Genomic DNA, 18077 nt, shown 5'->3' on the forward strand with positions numbered 1-18077 from the left:
CTTCTAAAAGACCGCTATCTAAAGCTTTCGCCAACTGTTTTTTGTCTTGCACAGGAGACGAACTCACTTCTTTAACTACTCCAGGATCTTTCCCCATTAAAATTACTTGGTGGCCAATTAACAACGCCTCCGTTACATCATGGGTAATCAAAACCGTGGTGGTAGGATGTTTTAACCAATTGGTGATAAACAACTCTTGTGCTTTCACCCGACTAAGCGCATCTAATGCTGAAAAAGGTTCATCCATCAAAAGCAGTTCACTTTCACAAGCAAAAGCCCGGGCAATGGCCACTCGCTGTTTTTGACCACCGGAAAGCTGGCGGGGATAACGATTTTTTTCTGCCACTAAATCCATATCACAAAAAAGCTGATCAATTTCCGCTAGATCTGTTTTTTCTAAGTGCCCTTTGCTGATTTTCATGGCTTCTTTAACAGCGGTATACGCTTTTTGCCAAGGCAAAAGGCCATAATCTTGAGGTACTAAAGCAATGGGATGTTCCTTTGGGTGATAGCTCTTTTCTCCTAAAGTCAGCTGTCCCGAAGTAGGTGTTAATAAACCAGCTAAAATTTTTATCAACGTGGTCTTACCCGCCCCGGAAGGACCGATTACGCTATAGATTTGATTAGGCGCTAGGGTTAAGTTGATATCGGTTAAAATTTCCTTCGTTGCATTTTGATAACACAGCTGAGAAATTTGCAATGCTCCGTTTGACATAAGTTTACCTCCTCACAAGGAAATCAGTTGCTATTGTATCACTTCTCTTAAAGAAAAGGGAGCATTCTTGAAAAACCAAGTAACCTGTGAAGTGGTAATCGTTCCGTCCATCTTATAAACTCAATCGTAAAAAGGAGATAAAGCAAAGAAAAGCCAATCATCTTTTCTAAACTAAGAAGACGATCGGCTTTTAATTATTTTTTATGACGCTTAGAACGGGTAGCGTAGGTTTTTTCTTCCCCTTTTGTCGGTTCTTTTAACTCCGGAGCTTTAGGCTCTGAGTCATCTGGTTCTACCATGCCCAATTTTCTCAGGCGTTTGACCAATTCATCTGTTTTGAATTCTTTCGTATTGCCTAATTCTTCTGATTGCGCTGGTTCCTCACAGCTCTCAGGAGGTTCTTCTCGATGCAATACTTCATTACGATATTGACGATTGCCAATAAATTTCAACAGTTTAATCAAAGGTTGCCGATTTTCTCCTACCAGCCCGATGACTTCAATAAATAACTCTAAGCCAATCATGGTAGCAATAATCAAAAGAATCATAGCTGTGGTGCTAGCGTAATTCATCAACAAGGCGATAAAAGAAAAGACTAAGGCCAAGGCGTAAATCGTCAGTACCGCACCTCGATGGGTAAAGCCGATGGAAATCAAGCGATGATGTAAGTGCATTTTATCCGCAGAAGAAATTTTTTGCTTATTAAATTTCCGGCGAATCATCGCATAGACTGTATCCGTAATGGGTACACCTAAAATCAACATGGGCGTCAAAATCGAAATAAAAGTAGCATTTTTCAAGCCCGTCATCGAAACAATGGAAATCATATAACCTAAAAACAATGCCCCAGTATCCCCGAGATAAATCGAGGCGGGAAAGAAATTGTACGGAATAAAACCACCAATGGCTGCCACCAATGTGAAAATAATAATGGTGGTATAAAGACTGTCATTGGGTAGTAAAAAGAAGAAAGAAATAATCCCTAATGTAATTAAACCAATGATTGACACCCCGGCAGCTAACCCGTCCAAGCCATCAATCAAATTCACCGCATTGGTCAAAGCCAAAATCCAAATAATCGTCACCGGTAAACTGAGCCAGCCCAACTCCCATTTCCAACCAAAGAAAGGAAAACTGATGCTATCCATCTCAATTCCCGCTACAAAATAAGCTTCTAAAGCAGCCAATGTAATTCCCACAAGTTTTTGCCAAGGCTTCAACTCAAATATATCATCCAATAGACCGGTAATCACGACGATGGCGCCACCGAGAACAATGGGCCATGTGACTTTAAAAAGCTCAATTTCTTGAAAGCCAAACAAAACCGACAGAGAAAAAGCCAAAAAAATGGCCAAACCGCCAGCAGAAGGCATGGGTTTCTTATTGATGCGTCGGGCATTGGGCATGTCTACTGCCCCAATGCGAAAGGCGATGAATCTGACAATCGGTGTCAAAATCAAAGCAGCAATTAAGGTGATAAAAAATTGCAAAATAAAGGTATAGGCAAAATAAGGCACAAGCATGTCTCACTTTCTAGTCTTTTTTTGAAGAGACTTTTTGCTTAATCCGAGTTCTCAGCTTATTCGTTATTCGCGTAATGGGGCCATGACGCTTTTCCACATTTCCCCCGGAACGATAAGTGGCAATAATCGCATTAATAATGCCACCAAACAACGTAATTCCAGCAGCTAAATTCAACCAGATCATCAAGACAATAAAACTTCCGATAATTTGATACCCGCTGACTTTGGCGGCAAAAAAACGAGTGTATAAGCCAAATAACTGACCCAATAATAACCAGCCTAAAGTGGCAACCACAGCGCCAGGAAAAGCCGAAACAAAACGCACCCGGGCATTGGGGACTAACCAATAAATAACCGTCATAATCAGCAATAAAGCCAAAATTGTGGCTGGCCATTTAAAGGTTTGAAACGTATTGATAATATCCCCGGAAAAGCCGAAAATCGGCTGTAGCGCATCTAAAACCGCCTTGCCCACCCCAAGGACCAATGTAGCACTTAGGCCACCAGCTAATAACAAAAGTAAAATCAGCACTGAAACAATACGTACCACAATAAAATTGTCCCGATTATCCACACCATAGGCTTTGTTCATAGCACCTTGTAGGGCATTGATACTTTTACTCGCTGACCAAACTGCTGCCAATGCCGAAATAGACAATAAGCCTCCAGAACCTTGGGTCAACAAGCTGTGAATGGCTGGTCCCAAAAAAGTATAAATCTCTCCTGGCATGACATTTTTTAAATAGGGCAAGATGCTATTAGGATCAATCTGAAAAAAAGGTAAGAGGTTGCCCACTGCAATTAACAAAGGAAATAAGGAGAGCAATAAATAATAAGCAACTACCACACTGCTATTGCCTAGCTCTGCGTCAGAAAAGCGCTGTTTGCTAATCGTGAGCAGCCTTTTAAGCTCTTCATTTTGACGAATTTTTCGCAGCCAATTCATGGACATTCCCCTTTTTAATACGTGCCTTCTACCCCTTGAGAAGTCAAGAGAACTGGCCCTTCTTTCGTAATCGCAATCGTGTGTTCATACTGACAGCTCAAACCACCATCTAAGGTATAAGCAGTCCAACCATTAGGATCTAATTTCATCTTCCAAGTCCCAGTGTTTACCATGGGTTCAATGGTGATGACCATTCCTTCTTTCAAGCGCAAACCTTTGCCTGCTTCCCCATAATGAGGCACAGCAGGTTCTTCGTGAATCGTAGGCCCTACTCCATGACCGATAAAGTCCCGAACAACCGCAAGATTTTCACCTTCGACATAAGTTTGAATCGCATGGCCAATGTCCCCAATCCGCTTGCCTACTTGAGCTTGTTCAATTCCTAAGTACAAAGCTTTTTTGGTCACTGCCATCAAATTGTCAATTTCCGGTGTGCTTTCTCCTACTACATAAGCCCAACAAGAATCAGAAATCCCCCCATGAAGATCGATACACATGTCGACTTTGACTAAATCGCCACTCTTCAAGGCTTTTTTCCGGGGAAAACCGTGACAAATTTCATCGTTTATGCTGATACAAGTTGCGTATTCATAGCCTTCAAAGCCAATTTGAGCGGCAATGCCCCCGTGGCTTTCAATATAGTTGCGAACAAAAACTTCAATATCCCAACTGGTGATACCAGGTTTGATAAAATCGCGTAAATGGATATGTACATCAGCTAAAAGTGCGCCGGATTCCCGCATAGTTTCAATTTCTCTTGGTGATTTCAATGTTATCATATTTACCTCATTCTCCTCTTATAAAATCGTTCTTATTCTATCATAGGCCAGAGATTTACGCCAATCTCCCTCTTTTACTCCTTAAGAAAAGAAGTTTTTTTTAAGCAGCAGGATAAAATAAAAGACAACTTGTTCGATTATGCTAGTAAAGACTAAGCTAGAACGTCAAATTTTAACATCTTTCTCTCAAGTAAAAGATGCCAAGATTTCCCCATTTTTCGAATGGGCATAAGTTCATAACCCAACTAGCTTTGTATCGCAAGTAAAAACCGACAGTCTGGTGACTGCCGGTTGTTTGCTTTTTGCTTAGGAAAGCTTAATTGGTTCTTCCATGGACAAAATGCTTTCCATGCTTTCTTCCACCAAGCGAATGATTTCTTCTTCTGTAGGTTGGATAATTCCTGAAGACATCAAGGCTGCAATCCCTGTGGCTACAATCCAAATCCCCATGTGCAGTGAATCAATTTGTTCGTCGGTTAAGTCTTTGAAACGAGGTTCTGCTTTTACCAAGTTTTTGTAGTAGTTATAAGAAAACTCCTGCATTTCTTGGCCACCGCCGTACTCTTCCAAGTACATTGCACGATACAGGCGACGTTCTTTAGTGGCAAAGCCCACGTAATTTAAAACCAGGTCATACACTTTGTTTCCAGTGTGTTCCACGGGAAATACATCCGTTGCTAAATGGTCATGAACTTTTTTTATCAAAGCCATTTTTAAATCTTCCATGTTCTGAAATTCCAAATAAATCGGTTGGGTGGAGCAGTTCATCTTCGCAGCAATATTCCGGGCAGTAAACCGGGAAAAGCCTTCAGTGGAAACGACGGTGTAAGCCGCATCCAAAATTTGCTCTCTTGTTATTGTCTTCTTTCTTGCCATAATCGTTCTCCCTATCGTTTATGTACTTCTTGTCATACTTTTTCGTTATCATTATTGTACCATGTTTTTTTTTCAAACTCAAAAACAGTTTGTGATTTTCGTCATTTAATTTTGCTTTTTCATGTTATCTAGACCGTAAAAAAGTAGTTTTTGACAAATCACTTTCCCAATCCAACTAGTTGTTTCTCTATTGTCAGGATGTTATCATAATTATGTTTAGAATATTCAAACTCGGAGGGATACCATGCCAAACACAACTTTTGAACAAAACTTAGAAAAATACGCCCAATTAATCGTAGAAGTTGGGGTTAATGTAGAGAAAAGCCATACTGTGGTTTTATCTATTGCCGTAGACCAAGCACCCCTAGCTCGCTTAATCACTAAAAAAGCCTATGAGCTAGGCGCAGCAGAGGTCATTTTGCAGTGGAGTGATGATGCAATTAATAAAGAGTTCTTCCTGTATGCCGCAGAGGATCGCTTAACAGATTTACCACAATACATCGTGGATCGCGGGGATGATTGGCTTGCCAAAGGAGCGAGCCGGATTAGTGTGGTTTCTTCTGGTCCTGACGCTTTAGCTGGTACTGATGCCGATCGCGTAGCTAGCTACCAACAAGCCAGCGGAAAAGCTTTAGCCAATATTCGCAAAGCAACCCAAGCCAATAAAATTAGCTGGACAGTGGTTGCCGCAGCAGGAAAAGAATGGGCGCAAAAAGTTTTCCCTGAATTAGAAGCTGTTGCAGCGCAAGAAAAACTTTGGGATGAAATCTTCAAAACCACGCGAATTTACAGTGATGATCCCGTAGCGGCTTGGAAAGCCCATGACGCCAAACTAGCAGAAAAAGCAGCGGAATTAAACAAAGAACAATTCACTAGCTTACACTATACTGCCCCTGGCACTGATATCGTAATTGGCCTGCCTGAAAATCACCTCTGGGAAGGCGCTGGCAGTTTTAATAGCCGGGGTGAAAAATTCATGGCCAATATGCCTACAGAAGAAGTCTTCACTGCTCCAGACAGTCGTCGAGTAGATGGTGTGATCTCTAGCACCAAACCATTGAGCTATGCAGGAAATATCATCTCAGGTATGAAATTCACTTTTAAAGATGGGAAAGTAGTTGACTTTTCCGCTGAGAAAGGACAAGACGTGCTTGCCAAATTATTGGATACGGATGAAGGAGCGAAACACTTAGGCGAAGTTGCCTTAGTGCCAGACCCATCCCCTATTTCTCAATCGGGTATTATTTTCTTCAATACACTCTTTGATGAAAATGCCTCAAATCACTTAGCCTTTGGTTCGGCTTACGCCTTTAATCTAGCAGGTGGCACTGAAATGAGTGAAGAAGAATTAGCCAACGCGGGCTTAAACCGCAGCCACACCCATGTGGACTTTATGGTAGGTTCAGATCAAATGAATATCGATGGCATTAAAGCTGACGGTACTGTGGTACCAGTCTTCCGCAACGGAGATTGGGCATAAGCATTATCCTCAATGATTAAAAATCCGGGACTTTATTAGTCGCGGATTTTTTGTTGCAAGCAACCCCTACTCAGTCATGATAAATAGCCATTCTTTCTTTTTTTTGGTAAAATTGACAGTGTCGACAACAAAACTAGGAACACCTAATTTTAATTGTCAGGCTCACTGGAAAGGAATGAGGTCGGTGACACCCAATCGGGAAGATTATTTAAAACTGATTTTAGAATTAGGGGGAGACCAGCAAAAAATCAACAATAAACAAATCGTAGCAGGCTTATCGGTTTCAGCTGCTTCTGTTAGCGAAATGTTAAGCAAGCTGGTTAAAGAAGGTCTGGTGGCCCATACAGCTTATCAAGGGGTGCAACTCACTGAAGCCGGTTTAGTTTCTGCAAGCGATCTTTTGCGAAAACACCGATTGTGGGAAGTCTTTCTAGTGGAGCACTTGAATTATACCTGGAATGAAGTCCATGATGATGCAGAAGTCCTAGAACATGTCACCTCTGAAAAATTAGTCCAAAGCTTAGCCGACTACTTAGGCGATCCAAAACAATGTCCCCATGGTGGCGTAATCCCTAGCGCTCAAGAAAAAGTACAAGAAATTAACCGCCTTACTTTAGCGGAATACGAAGTGGGCGACAACATTCGTATCGCTCGTGTTTTAGATGAAAAGGAATTATTGGACTATCTCGTATCTTTGGGCATTCAAATTGGTGATTGTTACACCATTGAAAACAAAGGTGCCTACGAAGGACCCATTACCATTACCAATCAAAAGCAAAGCTGTTCTGTAAGTCATAAAGCCGCAATGACCATCTTTGTGGATCAAATCAAAGGAGATGAAAACAATGGCTGAAAATAACGTGCTGTTTACTATATTTGGTGCCACCGGGGATTTAGCTTATCGCAAGCTCTACCCTTCTCTTTTTCGTTTATATCGTAAAGGCGATTTGCAAGAGCATTTTGCGGTTATTGGGACCGCCCGGAGAGAATGGAGTGACGAACATTTCCGTAGCGTTGTCGCAGATTCCATCAGCGATTTAGAAGCTGATAGTCAAGAAGTGGCAAAATTCACTAGTCATTTTTACTACCAAGCCCACGATGTACAAGATCCTGAGCATTACGTTACATTAAAAAAACTCAGCGATTCTTTAGATGAAAAATACCAACTAAAAGGCAACCGCCTCTTTTACTTGGCTATGTCGCCCTCTTTCTTTGGTGTGATTGTCAAAGAATTAAAAGCTCAAAAAATGACCGATACCAGTGGTTTCCATCGAGTGGTGATTGAAAAACCTTTTGGCTCTGATTTAGCCAGTGCCACCACGTTAAATGATGAAATCACCGCTACTTTTACCGAATCAGAAGTCTATCGAATTGATCATTATCTAGGCAAAGAAATGATTCAAAATATTTCTGCCATCCGTTTTGGCAATAATCTTTTTGAATCCATGTGGAACAACCGCTACATTGCCAATGTGCAAATTAATTTAGCGGAAAGTTTAGGCGTGGAAGACCGCGGCGGCTATTATGACAAGAGCGGCGCTTTAAAAGATATGGTTCAAAATCATATCTTACAGATTCTTTCCTTATTGTTAATGGAACCGCCAGCTGCTTTTTCTGATGAGGAGATTCGAGCAGAAAAAATCAAAGCGTTAAACGCGGTACGCATTTACACGCCAGAAGAAGTCAATCGCTATTTCGTTCGCGGGCAATACGCAGCGGGCAAACTAGAAGACAATGAATTTCTCGGTTATCGCGAAGAAGCCAACGTGGCCGCTGATTCCACCACGGAAACCTTTGTGGCAGGACGCTTTACCGTGGACAACTTCCGCTGGTCTGGCGTGCCGATTTACATTCGTACCGGCAAGCGCCTAACAGAAAAAGGTACTCGGATTAACATCGTCTTTAAGCAAGTTCCCATTAATCTTTTTAAAACCGATGTGCACAAAGACTGTGAGGAACGGCAATTACCAGAAAACGTGCTCACCATCTACATTCAACCTACAGAAGGCTTTAGTCTGACTTTAAATGGCAAAGAAATCGGCCCTGACTTTAAGACAACGCCGGTGAAATTAGACTATCGTCACAGTGCTGAAACCGTGGAAAATAGTCCTGAAGCCTATGAACGCTTGATTTTAGATGCCTTAAACGGGGATTCTACCAACTTTACCCATTGGGATGAAGTCGCTCAATCTTGGCGCATTGTGGATGCCATTCGCAAGACTTGGGATGAACAAAAACCCGACTTTCCTAACTACAAAGCCGGTACAATGGGTCCTGAGGCCGCTTTTGAACTGGTAAAAAAAGATGGCTTTGAATGGATTTGGCAACCAGAAGAATGGTACCGAGAACGGGACTTGTTATAATCACAACACACAAACTAAAGACACAAAAAGAGCAGGCCACCGAGGGAAAAACATCGGTTAGCCTGCTCTTTTTTTTATCCAGATAAACTACTGATAAATCAATGACCGTAAGGAAGCATCGACTTTTTCTGCCGCTTTACGTCCTTCTCGAATCCCCCAAATGACTAAGCTTGGTCCTCGTTTGGCATCCCCTGCCACTAAAACTCGCTCGTTATTGGTGGTGTAATCATCCATTATTTCTTTAATATCAAAGGCTTCAAACAAGGCTTGTTCCGCTCCGGTAAAGCCCATGGCCAATAAAATCAAGTCTGCTTTAAAGACTTCTTCAGTACCGGCAATCGGTTGAAACTGTTCATCTACTTTCACCGTTTCCACGGCAATCACCTGTCCTCGTTCCGCTCCAATAAAACCAGTGGTAGAGGTGCTGTATTGTGAAACCGGTCTGCCGTAAACTGCTTGGGCTTCTGCTTGTCCATATCCTACTTTATCCACAAAAGGATATTCTGGCCAAGGGTTCGATGCCGTTCGTTTAGTTGGTAATTCTGGAGTGATTTCCAACTGGCGAACCTCTTTGGCTCCTTGGCGAATAGCCGCGCCTACACAGTCGTTACCGGTATCTCCTCCGCCAATCACAATGACGTGTTTGCCGGCTAATTTTTTAGAAGTGGCATCTTTGCCGTGTTTTAACACGTCTTTGGTCACTTCCGTTAAGTAGTCCACCGCAAATTGAATTCCTTGCAACTGGCGCCCTTTCACCAGTAAATCTCGAGGGACACTCGCCCCAGTAGCCAAAATAATCCGGTCGAATTGTTGACTTAATTCTTCTGAACTAATGTCTACCCCAACCTCTGTATTCGCCACAAAGGCAATGCCTAACTCTTCCATTAAATCAATCCGTCGTTGCACGATATCTTTATCCAGTTTCATATTGGGAATCCCATACATCAAGAGACCACCAAAACGATCACTGCGTTCAAATACAGTAACGTGATGGCCTAATTGATTTAAACGCCAAGCCGCAGCAAGCCCTGCCGGACCAGATCCGACAATTGCGACTTTAAAGCCAGTGGCCACACCAGGTTGTCCCTCTGCTTTGACCCAACCGGCTTCAAAGGCTTGGTCAATGATATAGCGCTCATTATCATGTATCGTCACACCATCCCCATTTAAAGACTCGGTACAGCCTTTTTCACAAGGAGCAGGACACACTCGCCCGGTCATTTCCGGTAAAGGATTGGTTCTGGCCAAGCGCTCAAAGGCGGCTTGAACTTGTCCTTGATACAAGAGGTCATTCCATTCAGGAATCAAGTTATCGTTGGGACAGCCGGAAACAGCGCGCTGGCTACCGTAAAAACTCCCAGAATGACAAAAAGGAATCCCGCAATTCATACAGCGAGCAGCTTGTTTTCGCCGCTCTTTCTCCTCTAATGGAATTTGGAGTTCTTGCCAATCTCCAATCCGTTCTGAGATTTGACGATAAGGATTATCCACTCTCGGATATTTTAAAAAGCCAAATGGATCTGCCATCTTAGCGTCCCTCCTTTCCAAGGGCTACTGGGATTTGTCCGGTAACTTTTTCAAAGGCTTTGGTGACTTGTTCCAAACCAGCAAAGCCCGCTTCACCAAATTCCACCATGGCATCTTGAACCGCATGGTATTCTTTTGGATAAACTTTCACAAAGTTTTGTTGTTCTACTTCCCAATTGTCCAAAATTTTCTTTGCTTTTATAGAGTCCGTAAAGTGTAAGTGTTGGGCTAACAGCTCTTCTAAGACTTCATCTCCTGAAGTTTCTTTAAGAGCATATAAATCCACCATTTCTCTGTTGCATTTAGCAGCAAAGGTCTGCTCAGGATCGTAAACATAAGCTACACCACCACTCATACCAGCAGCAAAATTCCGGCCTACTTTACCTAAAATTACCGCCACGCCACCGGTCATATATTCACAGCCGTTGTCGCCTACGCCTTCAACAACTACTTTGGCTCCACTATTGCGGACACAGAAACGTTCTCCCGCTAAGCCCCGGAAAAATCCTTCTCCACGACTGGCACCAAAACAAGCCACATTACCTACAATTGGTGAATTTTCCACATCATAAGCAGCATCTTCTGGAGGCAAGATAATCAAACGTCCCCCACTTAAGCCCTTGCCTACATAGTCATTGGCTTCTCCAATCAGTTTTAATTCCATGCCTTGGACAGTAAAAGCACCAAAACTTTGGCCGGCAATTCCTGTATAAGTGTAGTTCAAAAGCCCCGGATCCAAGTTGTAATTGCCGAAGCGTTCTGCCAACCAGCCTGCCATACGGGCACCCACCGAACGCTGTACGTTGTTAATGGCATTGCTTACACTCACTGGCTGTTTATTTTCAATGGCTCCTTTGGCAAATTGATCCAGTTCCGGCCATTGCCGTTTTTCCAAAAAGGGATCCACAGTCTTCCGCTCAATGCCAATGGTGGTTCCCAACATTTTGCTAAAGTCTAAAGATTTCGCCTTGCCTTTCGCCACAAAGCGGGGTTTTAAGACTTCCGTGTGCCCTACCATTTCATCAATGGTTTTAAAGCCTAGTTCTGCCATGATTTCTCGCAAGTCTTCTGCCATAAAGTACATCATATTGACCACGTATTCCGGTTTGCCGGCAAAAAACTGACGCAATTTTGGATCTTGAGTGGCAATCCCTACTGGACAAGTGTTTAAACTACAAACCCGCATCATCACACAACCAATGGCTACTAAAGCTAAGGTGGCAAAGCTGTATTCTTCAGCGCCTAACAAAGTAGCAATGGCAATGTCTCGTCCACTCATCAGCTTGCCATCGGTTTCTAGTGTCACTCGTTGTCGCAATTTATTTAAAGCTAAGGTTTGGTGGGCTTCTGCTAAGCCCATTTCCAATGGCAGTCCGGCATCTCGCACCGAATTTCGTGGTGAAGCCCCGGTTCCGCCATCGTAGCCAGCAATTACTACCACGTCAGCCCCCGCTTTGACAACCCCGGTAGCGATTGTCCCGACTCCAGTGGAAGAAACCAATTTAACGTTAATCCGTGCATAAGGATTGATGGCTTTTAAGTCGTAAATCAGCTGAGCTAAATCTTCAATAGAATAAATATCATGATGAGGTGGTGGTGAAATCAGACGAACCCCAGGAGTAGAACCCCGAATTTCAGCGACCCAAGGAAAGACTTTATTTCCCGGTAATTGTCCCCCTTCACCAGGTTTCGCTCCTTGGGCGACTTTAATTTGCAACTCTTCGGCGCTCATTAAGTACTCTGCATTGACCCCAAAGCGGCCAGACGCCACTTGTTTGATTTTACTGTTAAAATTCCGTCCGTCAGCTGTAGGATTGAAGCGATCCCGGTTTTCGCCACCTTCACCAGAGTTTGATTTCGCTCCAATGGAATTCATCGCTTCCGCTAAACACTTATGGGCTTCTTCACTTAGCGAGCCATAAGACATCGCCCCGACTTTAAAGCGTTTCACAATACTGGTTACCGGTTCTACTTCAGCTAAAGGAATGGCGTTGCCTCCTTGAAACTCCCACATCGCTCGTAAAGTAGTAGGATTGGTCAAAGCCTCTTCATTGATTGCCTCAGCATAAGTTTTGTATAACTCATAGTCCCCTGTACGTACCGCTTTTTGGAAATTGTAAATCGTCTTGGGATTGTACAAATGATGTTCTCCATCCGCTTTGTATTGGAAACTACCTCCTGAAGCCAAAAAGTCTTGCCCATGACTGCCAAAAGCATCCTGATAGCGTTTTTCTTGTTCTGCTTCAATTTGTGTTAAGTTTAACCCGCCAATACGAGATGTGGTGCCTGTAAAGTAGCGCTCTGTAACTTGACTGGAAATCCCCAGTGCTTCAAATAATTGAGCCCCTTGATAGCCCGCCACGGTGGAAATCCCCATGCGAGACATCACTTTGACTAAGCCTTTTTCACAAGCTTTGCGATAGTTTTCCGCTTTGTCTTCCAATTGATAAACCCCAAGCGTAGCATACGCTAAATAAGGATGGATCGCACTGGCGCCATACCCTATTAAAGTCGCACAATGATGAACTTCGCAAACTTCCGCTGAATCCACCACTAAGGAGACCGCAGAACCTTTGCCTTGCTTCACCAGATAGTTATACAAGCCGGAAACTGCCAATAAAATGGGAATTGCTAGCTGGCCTTCTTTTTGATTACGGTCACTTAAAACGAGAATCGATACCCCAGCATCCACTTGAGCTTCTGCTTCTTTGAAAAGGACTTCTAAGGCTTGTTGCAGACGATTAGGATTGTCGGTATCCCGAGTGTATAAAATTGATTGAACACCAGTTTTTTGGAGACCTTTATTAAGGGCTAATAATTTCTCAAAATCATCAGTGGCTAAAATCGGACTATTGACCTTTAACTTGCGACAGTTATCGGCTAGATCTTGTTTAATATCCCCATCCCGGCCTAAAAAGAGCTCCGTGCCAATCACTACTTCTTCACGAATAGCATCAATTGGCGGATTGGTCACTTGGGCAAATTGCTGTTTAAAATAAGTAAATAAGGACTGAGGCCGCTCACTTAAAACTGCCAAAGGAGCATCATAACCCATGGAAATTACTGGTTCTTCCCCTTTTTGAGCCATAGGTGCAATCACCGTGCGGATCATTTCATCGGTATAGCCATTTAACTTCCACAATCGCTGACGTTCATCTTTTTCAAAATACCGTTTCACTGACGCTTGTTTTGTTAAACTGCTTAACTCTAAGCGATTTTTAGCTAACCATTTCCCGTAAGGTTTCGCCTTAGCGTATTTGTCTTTTAATTCGTCATTGCGGAAAATTTTCCCGCAAGTTGTGTCCACCAAGAACAAATTGGCCGGACCTAAAACCCCTTTTTCAATCACCGTGTTAGGCGCTAAATCCACGACTCCTGATTCAGAAGCCACAATTACAAAGCCGTCTTCGGTGATGGAATACCTAGATGGCCGCAGACCGTTTCGATCTAAAGCTGCCCCCACAATTTCCCCATCGGTAAAACACAAAGCTGCCGGTCCATCCCAAGGGGTCATAAAGCTGGCATTGTATTCGTGAAAAGCAGTCAATTCTGGCGACAAATTGGTCTGTTTGGACCAGGCTTCCGGTACTAACATCATCAACGCGTGGGGAATATCCCGCCCATTGCGATACAAGTACTCCAGACAGTTTTCCAATTTAGCCGAATCGGAATTGTCCTCATTGTAGATTTCAATTTTATGGCTGTGCATCCAGTTTTCGGCTCCCCGTAAAGTATTGATTTCTCCATTGTGAGCCAAAAAGCGGAACGGTTGAGCCCGATCCCAACTAGGAAAAGTATTGGTTGAAAAGCGGGAATGAGTTAAGGCAATGCTTGTCTTCATAGCCGGGTCCACTAAATCGGGGAAAAACTCCGCCACTTGATAAGCGTGAAGCATGCCTTTATAGACGATGGTTTTTGATGAGAGACTGCAAAGGGAAACTTCATTAGCATCGTAGCTTTTTTCTAGTTTCCGTCGCAGAGAAAAGAGGTGGTCTTCAAAGTCACGACCAGCTTTTATATCCAGAGGTTTTTCAATAAAAACTTGCAAAAAGCTAGGCATCACCGCTTGGGCTCCAGGACCACAGTTATAAAAATTAAAAGGCACATCCCGAGTCCAAAGCACATCAAAGCCAGCTGCAAATATATCCTGAACTAAAGCCTTAGTTAAGTCCGCTTTTTTCTTTTCTTCTTTGGGTAAAAACAACATCCCCACCGCATATTCGTCTTTTTTCGGCAGGGTAAGTCCGGCCTCTTGGGCTTTTTTTTGAAAGAAAGAGTCTGGTAAAGCCATTAAAATACCGGCACCATCGCCAGTATCCGGTTCTGCTCCGGTTCCGCCTCGGTGATTCATCCGGGCTAACATGGTCAGGGCACGTTGTACTAATAAATGTGAGCTCTTGCCGTCTTTTTGGGCGATAAAGCCCATTCCACAGGCATCTTTTTCAAAAGCAGGATCGTACATTAACTGGTCATCTGCTGGTTTTCGATTCATCCTGACACCTCTTCACTAAAATAATCTGAAAATTCTAATTTTCAATAGTTTACATGGTTTGGGAAAAGTTGTAAATCTTTTTTCGTGCTGACTGACTAGTTTCAAAGCCGAATGTTCGTCATTTGCAACTTATCTTACATTTAAATGCAAAGATAACAAGCGATTTCCTAACATGGCATGTTAATTTTTCTCTTTCGTTCCGATATGGACTTTTTTGTTGATAAACGGGTTCGCTTTATTGCTGCTACAGTCATGGATCCAAAAAAACCTTGTTGCAAACGGAAAGTTCACAACAAGGCAATTTATTATAAATTATTTTGTTTCAAATCCTTCTGCCACAGCTTCAGGGAAATTTTCTTCCACGATTTCGCTACAGCTTGCACACAAGCTTGGTAATTTCTCATCGCTACCCACATCTTTTTTGACTTGGCGGCAACGTTCGCAGACTTCGCCAGGCGCTTTTTCTACTAACAAGGCCACATCTTCAAAGACCATGGCAGCTTCAGGAGCTTTAGTGCCAGCAGGTTGAACCGTCAAGTAATCAGGAGAGACGATCAACAATTGTGCCAAATCGCTATCCACGGCTTTTAACAACGTAGCGACTTGTTCATTAGGATAAATGGTCAATTGTGCTTCTAAAGAACGTCCAATTAATTTTTCATTTCGGGCAGCTTCTAAAGCTTTTAAGACATTATCTCTAAAGTCCATAAAAGCAGACCAAGTATCTAACAGTTCACCTTGATTTGGATGCTCTTCATAAGCTGGGAATTCCGCCAATTGCACGTATTCCTCTTCTTCTTTCAGATAGCTCCAGATTTCTTCTGCTGTATGAGGCAAGATTGGCGTCAACAACTTAGTCAATGCCACCGCCGTTTGATAAAAGACGGTTTGCATGCTACGACGAGCCGGTGCATCAGTAGCTTCGATGTAGACCACATCTTTGGCAAAGTCCAAATAGAAGGAAGACAATTCTACCGTAATGAAATTCATGACGGTTTTGTAAATTGTCACAAAATCATATTTGTCGTACCCTTTGTCACGAATGGTTTTGATGGTTTCATTTAAGCGTACCACCATGTATTTGTCCACTGAGCGCAAGTCTTCGTAAGCCACCGTATCTTTTGCTGGGTCAAAATCTGTGGTATTGGCCAATAAAAAGCGCATGGTGTTACGGATTTTACGGTACACTTCAGAAACTTGATTCAAGTTTTCCATGGAAACTCGTACATCAGATTCTGTATCCACACTGGTCACCCACAGACGCAAAATATCTGCCCCCATTTGTTTGATGACTTTGTCTGGTGAAATGGTATTGCCTAGAGACTTACTCATCTTACGGCCTTCTCCATCCAATGTAAAACCTTGGGACAAGACTGCTTTATAAGGTGCTACTCCGTTAATAGCAACACTTGTAGTGATTGAAGAGTTAAACCAACCACGATATTGATCAGAGCCTTCTAAGTACAAGTCAGCTGGGAAGTGCAAGTCAGGACGGTTGCGCAACACCGCTTCATGGGAAGAACCGGAATCAAACCAAACATCCATAATATCTTTTTCTTTGGTGAATTCTCCATTTGGTGAACCTGGATGTGTAAATCCTTTTGGCAATAAGTCCTTGGCTTCTTTTTCAAACCAAATATTTGAACCGTGTTCTTCAAAGAGTTTAGCCACATGTTCAATGGTTTCTGGCGTTAAAATAGCCTCTCCGTTTTCCGCATAGAAAATCGGCAATGGGACACCCCAAGCCCGTTGACGAGAAATTACCCAGTCGCCTCGATCACGGATCATATTGTATAGACGAGTTTTCCCCCAAGGAATTACCCAATCTACTTTTTCCACTTCCTCTAGTACGTCTTGGCGGAATTTATCAATGGAGGCAAACCATTGTGGTGTTGCCCGGTAAATAACCGGTTTTTTCGTCCGCCAGTCATGAGGATAGCTATGGGTGAAGAAGTCTAACTTCAACAGTGCCCCTTTTTCTTTCAATAAATCAGTGACCATTGGGTTGGCCTTATCATAGAAAATCCCTTCAAAGCCAGGCGCTTCTTCAGTGAAGACACCTCGAGCATCCACGGGAGATAAAATATCTAAACCATATTTTTTCCCGATGATATAGTCATCTTCCCCATGTCCTGGAGCCGTGTGCACTAGTCCTGTACCGGCCTCCAAAGTCACGTGATCGCCAACCATTACTAGAGAAGTTCGATCATAAAACGGATGTTTAGCGGTCATATTTTCCATCGCTGTACCAGGGAATTCTTTTAGAACTACTACATCAGCCCAGCCAATCGCTTCTTTTACAGTGTCCAATAAATCTTTGGCCACGACATATTTTTTGCCATCAGCTTCAATTTGCACATAGACAAAACTTGGATTTACGGAAATCCCTAAGTTTGCTGGAATGGTCCATGGTGTGGTGGTCCAAATGATCAATGAAGTATCTTGATCCAATAAGTCATTGCCTTCTACTACTTTAAAGGCTACATAGATGGAAGGTGATTTCACATCTTTGTATTCAATTTCAGCTTCTGCTAGAGAAGATTCAGAAGATGGTGACCAATAAATTGGTTTTAATCCTTTGTAAATATAGCCTTTTTCCGCCATTTTACCGAAGACGCGAATTTCTGCTGCTTCATAAGAGGCATCTAACGTGACATAAGGATGTTCCCAATCCCCGGCAACTCCCAGACGTTTAAAGTCGTTACGTTGCATGTCCACTTGGCTTAAAGCATACTCTTTACATTTTTCCCGGTATTCTGCCATAGACATTTCTTTGCGTTTTACCCCTTTATTGGCTAAAACTTGTTCAATTGGCAGTCCATGCGTATCCCAGCCAGGAACATAAGGTGCCCGAAAACCGGACATGGATTTGGAACGTACGATAATATCTTTGGAGATTTTATTTAAAGCATGGCCCAAATGGATATTCCCGTTAGCATAGGGAGGTCCATCGTGAAGGATAAAGGAAGGCTTGCCTTCATTTAATTTTTGGCGTTGACCATAAAGATCGGCTTCCTCCCATTCTTTTTGCCACTGCGCTTCTCTTGTAGGCAAATTTCCCCGCATAGGAAAAGCTGTTTTACCAAGATGTAGGGTTTCTTTCATCTTCATCTATTTTCTTCCTTTCTCAAAACCAAAATATCTGATAGCAAACAAAAAGACACGAACTCCCTAAAAGGGACGATCGTGTCGTGGTACCACCCAAGTTCGAGGTTAAAACCTCCTTGTGTGACGTGTAACGGCGTCACCCGCTGCAAACTACCCACTAAACGCTTCATTTGCAAAGAGCAGTAAAGGATCTTTTCAAAGACAGAGCTTGACCGGACTCTCACCAACTACCGGCTCGCTAACAAGGTGACTTTGACTTTTCTGTTTT

Annotated in this window: 11 protein-coding genes; 3 read left to right on the plus strand and 8 right to left on the minus strand. The window is 42.9% G+C overall.

Going from position 1 to position 18077, the window contains the following annotated elements; translation table 11 throughout:
• From AB5754_RS09620 to AB5754_RS09640, 5 genes are all read right to left on the minus strand, one after another.
• Positions 1-715: ABC transporter ATP-binding protein (locus AB5754_RS09620; protein WP_368259568.1), on the minus strand; the 715-nt coding region annotated here is incomplete at its 3' end.
• A gap of 194 nt (positions 716-909) precedes the next feature.
• A complete protein-coding gene (locus tag AB5754_RS09625) occupies positions 910-2238 on the minus strand; it encodes an MraY family glycosyltransferase (RefSeq protein ID WP_368250856.1) in 1329 nt (442 codons plus the stop codon).
• Between the two features lie 10 nt (positions 2239-2248).
• A complete protein-coding gene (locus tag AB5754_RS09630) occupies positions 2249-3184 on the minus strand; it encodes a YihY/virulence factor BrkB family protein (protein WP_368250857.1) in 936 nt (311 codons plus the stop codon).
• A gap of 14 nt (positions 3185-3198) precedes the next feature.
• Complete coding sequence (gene map, locus AB5754_RS09635; RefSeq protein WP_311833137.1) at positions 3199-3963, minus strand: type I methionyl aminopeptidase; 765 nt, start codon at positions 3961-3963, stop codon at positions 3199-3201.
• A 306-nt stretch (positions 3964-4269) separates the two neighbouring features.
• On the minus strand, positions 4270-4839 hold the full coding sequence (locus AB5754_RS09640; RefSeq protein ID WP_368250859.1) for a TetR/AcrR family transcriptional regulator: 570 nt from the start codon (positions 4837-4839) through the stop codon (positions 4270-4272).
• A gap of 244 nt (positions 4840-5083) precedes the next feature.
• Between AB5754_RS09640 and AB5754_RS09645 the strand changes: the two genes are divergently transcribed.
• From AB5754_RS09645 to zwf, 3 genes are all read left to right on the plus strand, one after another.
• Positions 5084-6319, plus strand: coding sequence for an aminopeptidase (locus AB5754_RS09645; RefSeq protein WP_368250860.1), 1236 nt, complete (start codon positions 5084-5086; stop codon positions 6317-6319).
• Positions 6320-6503: 184 nt separating this feature from the next.
• Positions 6504-7172: a metal-dependent transcriptional regulator gene (locus AB5754_RS09650; RefSeq protein ID WP_368250861.1), complete on the plus strand. Its 669-nt coding sequence runs from the start codon at positions 6504-6506 to the stop codon at positions 7170-7172.
• Positions 7165-8682: a glucose-6-phosphate dehydrogenase gene (gene zwf, locus AB5754_RS09655; RefSeq protein ID WP_368250862.1), complete on the plus strand. Its 1518-nt coding sequence runs from the start codon at positions 7165-7167 to the stop codon at positions 8680-8682. The genes AB5754_RS09650 and zwf overlap by 8 nt, the downstream gene beginning before the upstream one ends.
• A gap of 87 nt (positions 8683-8769) precedes the next feature.
• Here zwf and AB5754_RS09660 read toward each other — a convergent pair whose 3' ends face one another.
• The 3 genes from AB5754_RS09660 to ileS all read right to left on the minus strand — a co-directional run bounded on the left by AB5754_RS09660 (position 8770) and on the right by ileS (position 17812).
• Positions 8770-10209, minus strand: a complete 1440-nt coding sequence (locus tag AB5754_RS09660; protein WP_368250863.1) for a glutamate synthase subunit beta — start codon at positions 10207-10209, stop codon at positions 8770-8772.
• Between the two features lies 1 nt (position 10210).
• Positions 10211-14701, minus strand: coding sequence for a glutamate synthase large subunit (gene gltB, locus AB5754_RS09665; RefSeq protein ID WP_368250865.1), 4491 nt, complete (start codon positions 14699-14701; stop codon positions 10211-10213).
• Positions 14702-15013: 312 nt separating this feature from the next.
• The gene (gene ileS / locus AB5754_RS09670) at positions 15014-17812 is read right to left on the minus strand and encodes an isoleucine--tRNA ligase (RefSeq protein ID WP_368250866.1); all 2799 of its coding nucleotides are present in this window, start codon (positions 17810-17812) and stop codon (positions 15014-15016) included.
• Positions 17813-18077 lie beyond the last annotated feature (265 nt).

The sequence above is a fragment of the Enterococcus sp. 2201sp1_2201st1_C11_2201SCRN_220225 genome (genome assembly GCF_040925905.1).
Taxonomy (GTDB): Bacteria; Bacillota; Bacilli; order Lactobacillales; family Enterococcaceae; genus Enterococcus_C; species Enterococcus_C asini_A.